Origin of the sequence: Microbacterium jejuense (genome assembly GCF_019511665.1) — a bacterium.
Classification (GTDB): domain Bacteria; phylum Actinomycetota; class Actinomycetes; order Actinomycetales; family Microbacteriaceae; genus Microbacterium; species Microbacterium jejuense_A.
On the sequence record NZ_JAEUAW010000007.1, the window covers coordinates 57987 to 69996 of the forward strand.

9 protein-coding genes are annotated in these 12010 nt (G+C 70.5%); 8 read left to right on the top strand and 1 reads right to left on the bottom strand.

The window, feature by feature from the left end:
• Positions 1-79 precede the first annotated feature (79 nt).
• The 5 genes from JNB62_RS10850 (at position 80) to JNB62_RS10870 (ending at position 5928) form a co-directional block, all read left to right on the top strand.
• A complete protein-coding gene (locus JNB62_RS10850; RefSeq protein WP_220300895.1) occupies positions 80-1048 on the top strand; it encodes a family 43 glycosylhydrolase in 969 nt (322 codons plus the stop codon).
• A gap of 102 nt (positions 1049-1150) precedes the next feature.
• Positions 1151-3139, top strand: a complete 1989-nt coding sequence (locus tag JNB62_RS10855) for a glycoside hydrolase family 32 protein (RefSeq protein WP_220300896.1) — start codon at positions 1151-1153, stop codon at positions 3137-3139.
• Positions 3140-3261: 122 nt separating this feature from the next.
• Positions 3262-3543 (top strand): hypothetical protein, encoded by a 282-nt coding sequence (locus JNB62_RS10860; protein ID WP_220300897.1) that lies wholly within the window; start codon positions 3262-3264, stop codon positions 3541-3543.
• A complete protein-coding gene (locus JNB62_RS10865; RefSeq protein WP_220300898.1) occupies positions 3540-5225 on the top strand; it encodes an alpha/beta hydrolase in 1686 nt (561 codons plus the stop codon). Before JNB62_RS10860 ends, JNB62_RS10865 begins: the two co-directional genes overlap by 4 nt.
• Positions 5226-5286: 61 nt before the next feature.
• Positions 5287-5928 (top strand): hypothetical protein, encoded by a 642-nt coding sequence (locus tag JNB62_RS10870; RefSeq protein ID WP_220300899.1) that lies wholly within the window; start codon positions 5287-5289, stop codon positions 5926-5928.
• Here JNB62_RS10870 and JNB62_RS10875 read toward each other — a convergent pair.
• On the bottom strand, positions 5900-6847 hold the full coding sequence (locus JNB62_RS10875; protein ID WP_220300900.1) for a Ppx/GppA phosphatase family protein: 948 nt from the start codon (positions 6845-6847) through the stop codon (positions 5900-5902). The two genes, JNB62_RS10870 and JNB62_RS10875, sit on opposite strands and share 29 nt — an antisense overlap.
• Before the next feature lie 266 nt (positions 6848-7113).
• On the opposite strand from JNB62_RS10875, the gene JNB62_RS10880 reads away from it, so the two are divergent.
• From JNB62_RS10880 to glmS, 3 genes are all read left to right on the top strand, one after another.
• Entirely contained in the window at positions 7114-8727 is a 1614-nt protein-coding gene (locus tag JNB62_RS10880; protein WP_220300901.1) for a M28 family metallopeptidase, read from the top strand.
• A gap of 72 nt (positions 8728-8799) precedes the next feature.
• Positions 8800-9768: a type I pantothenate kinase gene (gene coaA, locus JNB62_RS10885; protein WP_220300902.1), complete on the top strand. Its 969-nt coding sequence runs from the start codon at positions 8800-8802 to the stop codon at positions 9766-9768.
• A gap of 177 nt (positions 9769-9945) precedes the next feature.
• Positions 9946-11796 (top strand): glutamine--fructose-6-phosphate transaminase (isomerizing), encoded by a 1851-nt coding sequence (gene glmS, locus JNB62_RS10890; RefSeq protein WP_220300903.1) that lies wholly within the window; start codon positions 9946-9948, stop codon positions 11794-11796.
• Positions 11797-12010 lie beyond the last annotated feature (214 nt).

Sequence of the window (12010 nt, forward strand, 5' to 3'; positions counted from 1 at the left end):
ACCGATCACCCTGCGCCGCCCCGTCGCGACTGCACTCTGCACACCTTTGCGCGCTGCGCATGATCTCGAAGGACTTCCTGTGTTCGATCTTCCTGGTTCCTGGGTCTGGGACTACTGGTTCGCCGATGACGGCGACCGCTACCACCTCTTCTTCCTGTACGCGTCGCGTGCGCTGCACGACCCTGACGCGCGCCACTACCGCGCCTCGATCGGGCACGCGGTGTCGACGGACCTCGTCGAGTGGACGCAGGTCGCCGACGCGCTCGTGCGCAGCGACGGACCCGCCTTCGACGACCTGGCGACCTGGACGGGGTCGGTGGTGCGGCATCCCGACGGCACCTGGTTCCTCTTCTACACGGGCTCGTCCCTCGCGCCTGACGGCAAGAACGTCCAGCGCATCGGATACGCGACATCGCCCGACCTGGACGTCTGGACGAAGGCCCCGGGGCCCGTGCTGGAGGCTCGGGGGCCCTGGTACGAGAAGCTGTCGAGCGGGGACTGGCACGACGAGGCCTTCCGCGACCCGTGGGTGTTGGCCGATCCGGACGGGAACGGCTGGCACATGCTTGTCACCGCGCGGGCGCCGGAAGGACCGGTCTTCGGTCGCGGCGTGATCGGTCACGCCTGGTCGGCCGATCTTCGGACGTGGCAGCTGCGCGAGCCGTTGAGCGCGCCCAGCGCCGAGGGCTTCGGGCAGCTCGAGGTGCTGCAGGCCGAGGTGGTCGACGGGCGCCCGGTCGTGATCTTCTCGTGCCTGGGCGAGCACGCGATGCCGTCCCGTCGCGACAGCCGCGGCGGAACCTGGGTGCTGCCGGCCGACAGCCTCCTCGGACCGTACGACGTGGCCGGCGCCTACCCGCTCACCGACGAGAGCCTCTACGTCGGGCGACTGCTGCGCCGCCGTGACGACGGCCAGTGGCTGCTGTTCGCCTTCCGCAACACCGACGAGGCCGGCGCCTTCGTCGGTGGCATCACCGATCCGATGCCCGTCGCCTGGAAGGGCGGACGGCTCGTGCGGGTGGATGCCGCCCGCCTGCCGATCGCCTGACAGACCGGCCGGCCGGGGCTCGCGGACGCGCCCCGGCCGGCCGGACCCATGGCGTCCGCAGCAGAAGGGATGACGATGGTGTCAGCTTCAGGACGACGACGCGTGCGCGCGGTCGTCGCTGCGCTCGCGGTCTCGGGGGTCGGACTCGCCGGCTGGGCGGCGGGTGCGCCCGCCCCGGCCGCGGCCACGACCGACGACGAGTACCGCGCGCAGTACCACTTCACGGTGCCCGACCACTGGAAGAACGACCCGCAGCGCCCCGTCTTCGTGGACGGGAAGTTCCACTACTACTACCTGTACAACAGCGACTACGACGCGGACCCGACGGCGAACTTCGGCACCGCCTGGCGCCTGGCGACGTCGTACGACGGTGTGGTCTTCGCCGATCAGGGCGTGGCGGCGCCCAAGAGGACGAACGCGAACTACGACCTCTGGTCGGGGTCGGCGGTCGTCGACACGGCGAACACGGCAGGGTTCGGCGCGGGCGCCGTCGTGATGCTGGTGACGCAGATGGATCACCCGACGCCCGCGCAGCAGGCCAACGCCTCGGGGCCGCAGGCGCAGTTCCTCTGGTACTCCGTCGACGGCGGTCGCACCTTCCGGCCCTCGGGTGAGGACCCCGTCATCCCCAACGGCGGGCGGGCCGACTTCCGCGACCCGAAGGTGGTGTGGGATGCCGAGCGCGGCCGCTGGGTCGCCCTCATCGCCGAACGCGACCGGGTGAGCTTCTACACGTCGAGCGATCTGCGCCACTGGGTGCGCGCGTGGGAGTACGTGAACGCCGGGATCGGCACGATCGAGTGCCCCGACCTGTTCCGCATCCGGGCCGATGACGGGACGGTGAAGTGGGTGTTCGGCGTCAGCGCGAACGGCTACGCGACGAACGAGCCGGCGACCTTCGCCTACTGGACCGGTGAGTTCGACGGCACGTCGTTCGCGTTCGACCGCTCGGCGCCGCAGTGGCTCGACCACGGCTTCGACTGGTACGGGGCGGTCACGTGGGAGGACCCGACCGCGCCGCTGGACCGGCGGTACGCCGTGGCCTGGATGAACAACTGGGATTACGCCCACTCGACACCCACCTGGGCGGCCGACGGGTTCAACGGCACCGACTCGATCACACGCGAAGTGCGCCTCAAGCGCTTCGGCGACTCGTACAGCCTCGTCTCGCAGCCGGCCGCCGCGCTCGCCGACATCGCCACGTCGCGCACTGCGCTCGGCGACGTGACGGTGGACGGCTTCCTCCCGCTGGACTACCGCGGCGATGCGTATCAGGTCGAGGCGGAGGTGACGTGGCAGACGGCCACCAACATCGGCCTGCAGCTGCGCCGGTCCGGTGACGGCACGCGCCACGCCGACGTCGGCGTCACGACGGACTACGCCTATCTCAACCGCGGACAGACCGGGTACCCGGCGGGCACCTGGAAGACCGAGAGTCGCACGCCCTTCGACGGTGCGGCCGGCACCGTGCATCTGCGCGTGCTCGTCGACCGCACCACGGTCGAGGTCTTCGTGGACGACGGGCGATACGTGCAGTCGAGCCAGGTCTTCGCGCCCCCGGGTGACGACGGCATCGCTCTGTACTCGTCAGGCGGCCCGGCCACGTTCCACGACCTGACGATCACCGAGTTCGGCAGCGTCGTCCAGCGGCCCGCCCGGGTGATCGCGGATTTCGAGGGGACGACGTGGGGGACCGGCTGGACGGCCACAGGCAGCTTCGCCGTCGCCGGGCCGACGGCCGCCGACCTGCGTGGCCAGGTCGGCGGCAAGGTCGCCGACACCTTCGCCGGCGGAGGGGATGCCTCGACCGGCACGGTCACGTCGCCGCCGTTCACGATCGACCGCAACTTCGTGCACTTCTTGATCGGCGGCGGGGATCACGCGCTCGGCGTGGAGCCGGCGACGTCCGTGCAGCTGCTCGTCGATGGTCAGCCGGTGCGCACGGCCACGGGAGACGACTCGCCGGACCTGCGTCCCGTCGAGTGGGACGTCCGCGACCTGGCCGGGCGGACGGCGCAGTTCCAGATCCTCGATGATGCCACGGGGCCGTGGGGGCATCTCATGGTGGACCAGATCATGCTCAGCGACTGATGCGCCGGTCCGCGTCCACCCTTCGCACGTCCCGCGGAAGCAATCCGCCGGACGAGCGGGGGATTATCCCCATCGTGCGGCCGGCGGAGTTCCCTAAGATCGAACGGACGAGAGGGGGACGTGTGCCGGATGTCGAGGTGTACTACCACGAGCTGACGTCCGCGGCGTCCGCCGTCCAGACGGCGTCGCAGCGCGCCATCGAGGCCGCGGCCGACCTCAGCGGCGACGACGTCGGCATCGCGAACCCGGCACACCGACCCGGCCTGCGGCTGGAGATGCACCGGCGCTTCACGGCCCTGCGCACCGCCGTGCGCGATCACGCCGTGGCGGCGTCGGGCGTCGGCGGCGACGTGCAGGCGATCGCCGACAAGTACTCCGAACTCGATGCCGAGTTGAACGGATGAGTCTGATCTCTCCGAACCGCGGCTATCCGCTCGAGCGGATCGAGGGCGACACCGGCTCGATGTCGTGGTGGGTCAGCCGGTTCGACAACATCGGCGACCGGGTCGGCGATCTGCGCGCGCGCATGCACGAGGTGCGCGGTCTCCCCGGCAAAGGCCAGTCGATCACCGCGTCGCGCGACGACGCGCTCGAGACCTCGACCGCGTTGACCGCGGACATCGTCGAGGCCGAGCACTTGTCGACGGTGCTGGCACGATACTCCGACGCGTTCACCGCCCACGCCGAGCCGGCCAATCGCATGGTCGACGAGATCGAAGACGCGCACGCCCGCGCCCGCAGCGCCGACGCCGCGTTCCAGCATGCCGGCCAGAACGCCCTGTGGACGTCGTATTCGGGCACGCCGGAAGAGATCGCCGCTGCCGATCGGGTGGCCGGCGATGCGGCGGCCGACAAGGCCGCCGCACAGAGCGCCCTCGATGACCTGTGGGCGACGTGGGAGTCCCACTATTCGCAATGGGATGCCGCCTACGACGCCGCCATGTCGGCACTGGCCGGCGGCACGGAAGTCACCCTGACCCACGACGCTCGCGACCTGCTCGATCAGCTCCTGGCCGCCGACGATCCGGCGGCGGTGCTTGCGCTGTGGCGCGCGCACCCCGAACTGCGCGACGAGCTCGCCCAGAAGCATCCCGAGATCATCGGCAATCTCGACGGCATCCCGTTCGACGTCCGCGCCGAGGTCAACGAGGCGCGAGTGCGCGATCTGCGCTCGCGGAAGGATCTCGACGCGACCCTGGCGACCGAGCTGGACGTCCTGTGGAACGAGATGCAGAAGCACGGCGGCCGACTGATCTCGTTCGACCCCCACGGCGCCGAGCAGACCACCGCAGCGTTGTGGTACGGACCTTTCGACGCCACGACCGTTTCGACGCTGGTGCCGGGCATGATGTCGCAGGTGTCCGAGATGGCGGAGTGGGGCGTGTCGGCCCGCGATCTGAATCAGTTCGTCGGTTCCGGTTCGGCCACCATCGCGTGGTTCGGCTACGACTCCCCGAACTTCGCCGAGGAACCGGCGATGAGCCGCGCGCAGAACGGCGCGCCGGCGCTGCGATCGCTGCTGCAGGGGCTGGACGCGATCCTTCCCGACAGTGAGATCGACGTCGTCGCCCATTCGTACGGGAGCACGACCGCCGCCCTCGCGATCGGCTCGGCGTCCGACGGACTGGGCGTCGACAAGTTCATCACCGTCGGGTCCGCAGGTCTGCCCGACGACGAGGACGTACGCGCCAATCTGCAGTCGGCAGACGCGCCGCGCATCTACGCCACGATGTCGGAGCGTGACTTCTGGGCCCCCGTCGGGCAGGGCACGGGATTCGGGCACGGCACCTCGCCGACATCGCTCGACGGCGTCACCGAGTTCGACAGCAACGGCGGGGTCGACGCCGACGGCGGCACCCTGCTGCCCACGCCGGGGCACAGCGCCCACGGCGGCGCGAACTTCCCGTGGGAGAGTTCCCCGGGCGGCTACCTGCAGAAGGGCAGTGAGTCGTTCTACAACGTGTCGAGCATCATCGCGACCGGCGAGCCCGGCACCGAGCCGGGTGGCGAAGGAACGGACATCCCCTTCTGGACGAAGGTGCTCGAGATCCAGGCGCAGACAGGCAGCTATGGCTACTACTACTGAACGGCGACCGCGGGTCGCATGGCGTGCTATGGCGGCGATGGTCGTCGGAACGGTGTTGACGATGACGGGTTGTGCTGCGGCCGCCCCCGAGGGCAACGCGCTGTATCAGGACGGCGAGCAGCGGTTCACTGCGAGGTTCGACGCGATGCACTCGGTGCTGATGGCGGTCGAGGACGGCGAGTGGGACGTCACCATGGGCGGCTACGGGGCGGGCGCCGGGCCCTGTCCCGGCAAGAACGGCTCTGGCGACGGCTACGTGCTCTCTGAATACCGGCGCAGCCTGCCGCTAGACGGGCGCGACCCGCAGCAGGTGAGCGACGACGCGGTGGCGGCCTTCAAGGCGCTCGGCCTGGAACCCGAGACGACTGTCTTCGGCGCGGACGACCGGGCGCAGTGGAACGTGATCGCGGAGGGCGACCCGGTCGGTCGCGCCGTCGTGTCGGTCGAGGTCGATCAGCAGAAGATCCTCGTGTCGGCCGACGCGGCCTGTACGCCGGGCGACTGGACGGCCCTGGACGCGATGGTCTTCGACGACCCCGACGGCACGGCCGAGGATCTCTGGCGCCGCACGCCGGCCACCGAGGGTCCGGACTCGGTGCCGATGTTCTACTTCCCGGCGGATGGTCCGCTGTTCTGGAACGAGGACGGCACCCCCGTCGAGCCGCAGCCGGTGATCACCGATCCGCCGCGGCGCTCCAGCTGAGCGACTCGATGTAGCGCAGCAGCACGCCCTCGCGCAGCGCCCACGGCGACACCTCGAGCTCGTCGACGTCGAGCGCGCGCATCGCCTCGTGCAGCACGACCGCGCCCGCGACGATCTGGAAGGTCCGGTCCGGAGTGATCCCCGGCAGCTCCTGACGAGCGGATGCCGGGATCCGGGCCAGGCGCGGGATCCACGAGCCGAGCGCGGCGCGGGGCAGCAGCATCCGCTCGATGCCCGACCATCCGGGAACCGGGTAGCCCACGAGCTTCGCCAGCGAGCGGATCGCCTTCGACGAGCCGACCACATGGTCGGGCCGGGGCAGCGACGCGAAGGACTCGGCGACCGGCGCGAGCGTCGCGCGCGCGTGCCGCCGCAGCCGGTCGACCGCCTCTTCGCCGGGCGGGTCGTCGGGCAGGAACTGGACCGTCATGCGGCCCGCGCCGAGCGGGACGGATGCCGCAGCCTCGGGAAGTTCGTCGGCTCCCGCGGCGAGTTCGAGCGAGCCGCCGCCGATGTCGAACAGCAGGATCTGACCCGCGGCCCAGCCGAACCAGCGGCGGACGGCGAGGAACGTGTAGCGCGCCTCGGTCTCTCCGCCGAGCACCTGGAGCGGCTGGCCGAGGGCGGCCTCGACGAGGGCGATGACCTCGGGCCCGTTCGCAGCCTCGCGGACGGCGCTGGTCGCCGTCGCGAGCAGCTCGTCCACGCGTTCGGCGGCAGCGACCTCGCGGGCCTCAGTGACGGCCGCCACCAGAGCGGTGACGCCTTCTTCGCTGATGGAGCCGTCGTCGGCGAGGTAGCGCATCAGCCGCAGCACCGTGCGCTGGCTCGTGGTCGCCAGCGGGCGTCCGCCCGGACGCACATCGGCGACCAGCAGGTGGACCGTGTTCGAGCCGATGTCGAGAACTCCCAAGCGCACGCGTTCAGGTTAGCGGGGGCGGCTCGCTCGGCGGCGCCACGTTTCGCGTGGTCCGGGTGCACATCGACGCGGCGCCGGCGCCCGCTGGAAAGAACCGCAGATGAGCGGCAGATGAGAAGGGGATGCCGGGGCTATCGCCACGCCGCCGGTGAGCCTAGCGTCGGCGTCAAGGTGCCGACCTGGCACCGGTTCCTGAGGGCGGGCGCCGACGACGGCACCCGCGCACACGGCGGCCGACGAAGACCGCCCGAGACCGAGGAGAAGACATGAACCGATCACGCACCTCCGCGCACCGCGCGCTGGCGCTCACGGCCGCCGGGGCGACAGCCCTGGCCCTGGCCGTCCTGCCCGCCGCCGCGGCCGATGCCGCGCCCGGCACCGCATGCGACAAGCGCAACAACAACACGGTCGCGAAGCTGCTCGACTGCGTGAGCGCGACGGGAGCGATGGAGCACCTGAACGCCTTGCAGGACATCGCCGACGCCCACGACGGCAACCGCGCCGTCGACACCGCCGGATACGAGGCGAGCGTCGACTACGTCGTCGAGACGCTGGAGGCCGCCGGCTGGCAGGTGTCGATCGACGAGTTCGACTATCTGCTGCCCCTCACGCCGGAGCTTCACCAGCTGACGCCCCAGGATGTCGTCCACCCGGCGGGCAGCTTCTCGGAGGGGTCGGGGTCCGGTTCGGTGACGGGCACGATCATCCCGGTCGACCTCGTGCTCGCGCCGCCGCGCGCTCCCGTGACCAGCGGCTGCGAGGACTCCGACTTCGACGGCCTCGACTTCTCGGGCAGCGCCGACATCGCGCTCATCCAGCGGGGCACGTGCGAGTTCGGCGTCAAGGCGCGCAACGCGCAGGAGGCGGGCGCCGAGGCCGTCGTCATCATGAACCAGGGCAATGCGCCCGATCGCATGGACGTCATCACCAACGTCACGCTGATCGGCGAGAACACCGAAGCCCTCGACATCCCCGTGGTCTCGACCTCGTTCGACGCGGGTGCGGCCCTCGCACAGCCCGGGTCGACCGCGACCGTGACGCAGATCGTCGAGAACCACCCGCAGAAGAACGTCATCGCGGAGCTTCCCGGCGTCAACCCCGACAACGTCGTCATGGCGGGCGCGCACCTCGACTCCGTCCCCGAGGGCCCCGGCATCAACGACAACGGGTCGGGCTCGGCCGCGCTGCTCGAGATCGCGCAGAACATGTCGAAGCTCAAGCCGCAGAACACCGTGCGGCTGGCCTGGTGGGGCGCCGAAGAGGTGGGTCTCGTCGGATCGGCCGGGTACGTCGCAGGCCTCAGCGACGCCGAGCGCGACCGGATCGCGCTGTACCTCAACTTCGACATGATCGCGTCGCCCAACTACGTCTTCATGGTGTACGACGGCGACGAGAGCAGCTTCGAGGCGCCGGTGGTGGTGCCGCCGGGGTCGGTCGAGATCGAGGACCTGTTCGAGCGCTACTACACGAGCATCGGGCAGCCGTACGACGACGCCGAGTTCAGCGGCCGCAGCGACTACGAGGCGTTCATCCTCGCCGGCATCCCCGCGGGCGGCCTGTTCACCGGAGCGGAAGAGAAGAAGACGCCCGAGCAGGCGGCGATCTGGGGCGGCACCGCGGGCGAATGGCTCGACCCGTGCTACCACCAGGCGTGCGATGACATCGACAACCTCAGCATGCAGGCGCTGGAGGTCAACTCCGACGCCATCGCGCTCGCCGTCCTGGCGTACGCCTACTCGACCGAGCTGGTCAACGGCGTGCCGGGCGTCGACGTCCCGGGAGGGCTGCTGCTTCCCGAGCCCGCCGGCCCCGAGGGCACCTTCGCCGGTGGCGGTGGCGGCCTCCACGGCGGCCACGAGCACGACGCTCTGATGAGCTGAACCGCCGCACACGAGGAGGGCCCATCCCCAGAGACGGGTCCTCCTCCCGTGCCAGCGGCTACGATGGGCGCGATGTCCGCCGACGAAGCCACCGTGCAAGACGCGAGCCCTTACGCGCCCGCCCTGTCGCTGTATCGCGAGATCGATCGCGCGGACTGGGCCCGCCTCGCGGCCGGTCTGACCCAGCCGCTCAGCGAGACCGAGATCGTCCAGATCCGGGGCCTCGGCGACCGGCTCGACATGGACGAGGTGGCGCAGGTGTACGTGCCGCTGTCGCGACTGCTGTCGCTGTACGCGGAGTCGACCAAGCGTCTCGGCGCCGAGGAATCGGCCTTCCTCGGTGAGCACGACTCCACGACCCCGTTCATCGTCGGCGTCGCGGGCTCGGTCGCCGTCGGCAAGTCCACGATCGCGCGCCTGCTGCGAGAGCTGACGTCGCGGTGGCCCGGAACGCCCCGCGTCGAGCTCGTCACGACCGACGGGTTCCTCTATCCCAATGCCGAGCTCGAGCGCCGCGGCCTCATGGACCGCAAGGGCTTCCCCGAGTCGTACGACCGCCGCGCCCTGGTGTCGTTCCTCACCGAGGTGAAGAGCGGCGCCCCCGAGGTGCGGGCGCCGTTCTACTCGCACATGCGGTACGACATCGTGCCCGACGCCGTCGTCACGGTCCGCCGCCCCGACATCGTCATCGTCGAGGGGCTGAACGTGCTGCAGCCGCCGCCCACCCCGAACGACGTCGCGGTGAGCGACCTGTTCGACTTCTCGATCTATGTCGACGCGGATGCCGCGCACATCGCCCAGTGGTACGTCGACCGCTTCCTCGCCCTGCGCCGGGCGGCCTTCAGCAACCCGAGCTCGTTCTTCAACGTCTTCGCACAGCTGTCTGACGACGAGGCCGTGGAGCGGGCGCTCGGCTTCTGGAACAGCATCAACCTCCCCAACCTCGAAGAGAACGTGCTCCCCACACGCCACCGCGCGAACCTCGTGCTGCAGAAGGCCGCCGACCACAAGGTCGAGACGGTCCTGCTGCGCAAGCTCTGACGCGCGGGTCAAGGTCGAGCGAGCGAGGAACGAGCGAGTCGAAACCCGGCCGACGGGCGGCTTGAGGCGTTTCGTCTCGCTTCGCTCGCTCAACGAGCGGACCGGAGACGACCGCGGCCGCCGGCATCCCCTATTCGTAAGGGTGCCGCGCAAAACGCCGCGCCTAGCATGGACCGCATGTGTGGAATCGTCGGATACGTGGGCCCCCGCCAGAGCCAGGACGTGCTGATCTCGGGGCTGTCGCGACTCGAATACCGCGGCTACGACTCCGCGGGGATCGCCGTGATCGACGCCGACGGCGGGCTCGGCCTGCGCAAGCGCGCCGGCAAGCTGCAGGTGCTGCGCGACGACCTCGCCGCGCGACCGCTGGCCGACGGCACGACCGGCATCGGCCACACGCGGTGGGCCACGCACGGCGGTCCCACCGACGGCAACGCGCACCCGCACCTCGCCGACGACGACAAGCTCGCCGTCATCCACAACGGCATCATCGAGAACTTCGCCGAGCTCAAGGACGAGCTGCTGTCGGAGGGATTCACGTTCCGCAGCGAGACCGACACCGAGGTCGCCGCCGTGCTGCTCGGCCGCGAATACCGGCGCACAGGCGATCTGGTCGCCGCGTTCCGCGCCGTCGCGCCGCGCCTCGAGGGCGCCTTCACGCTGCTCGCCACGCACCAGGACCAGCCCGGCCTCGTCGTCGGCGCGCGCCGCAACTCGCCGCTGGTGATCGGCCTCGGCGAGGGCGAGAACTTCCTCGGGTCGGACGTCGCGGCCTTCGTCGAGTACACCCGCAACGCCCTGGCCATCGGCCAGGACCAGATCGTCGCGATCACGCCCGACGCCGTCACGGTGACGGACTTCGCCGGCGAGCCGGTCGAGGTCGAGCCGTTCGAGGTGACGTGGGATGCCGCCGCCGCCGAGAAGGGCGGCTGGTCGTCGTTCATGGCCAAGGAGGTGTCGGAGGAGCCCGAGGCCGTCGCGAACACCCTGCGCGGCCGCATCCGCGACGGCGAGGTCGTGATCCCCGAGCTCGACGGGCTCGACGAGCTGTTCACCGGCATCTCGCGCATCATCGTCATCGCGTGCGGCACCGCCGCGTACGCCGGCCAGGTCGGCAAGTACGCCATCGAGCAGTGGACCCGCATCCCCGTCGACGTGGAGCTCGCGCACGAGTTCCGCTACCGCGACCCGGTGATCGGCCCCGACACCCTCGTCGTCTCGATCAGTCAGTCCGGCGAGACCATGGACACGCTCATGGCTGTCAAGTACGCACGCGAGCGCGGCGCCAAGACGCTGTCGGTGTGCAACACGCAGGGCGCGACGATCCCGCGCGAGTCCGACGCGATCGTCTACACCCACGCCGGCCCCGAGGTGGCCGTCGCGTCGACGAAGGCGTTCGTCGCGCAGATCACGGCCCTGTACCTCATGGGACTGCACATCGGGCGCGTGCGCGGCGCCGTGTCGGCCGCCGTCGCCGCCGAGCACGTCCGCGAGCTGGAGGCGGTGCCCGCCAAGATCCAGCGCATCCTCGACAACGAGCAGCCCCGCATCGAGCAGTTCGCGCACTGGATGGCCGACACCCGCTCGGTGCTGTTCCTGGGGCGCCACGTCGGGTACCCCATCGCCCTGGAGGGCGCTCTCAAGCTCAAGGAGCTCGCCTACATCCACGCGGAGGGCTTCGCCGCCGGCGAGCTCAAGCACGGGCCCATCGCGCTCATCGAGCCCGGCCAGCCGGTGTTCGTCGTCGTGCCGTCGCCTCGTCAGTCCGCCGAGATGCACAAGAAGGTCATCTCGTCGATCGAAGAGATCCGCGCCCGCGGCGCCCGTGTCATCGCGATCGCCGAAGAGGGCGACGCGGCGGTGCTGCCCAAGGCCGACGAGGTGCTGCGCATCCCGCTGGCCGGTCCGTTCTTCGAGCCGCTCCTGGCCGTGGTGCCCCTCCACATCTTCGCGATGGGCCTGGCGACCGCCAAGGGCCTCGACGTCGACCAGCCCCGCAACCTCGCGAAGTCCGTCACGGTCGAGTGAGTGGATGCCGGCGGCCGCGGCCGCCGGCATCCCTCCTCCCGCCCTGTCCCGGCCCCCCCTCCTCACGCATCTTCCGTGACTTGGCGTATATGTACGCGACACGCCAGCGTGTCGCGTACATATACGCCAAGTCATCATGGAGCGGGAGCCGGAGCACGGGGGAGGGGAGAGCGGCGTGGGGTGCGCCCCGCGATAGGGTGGCGGATGCCGCGCA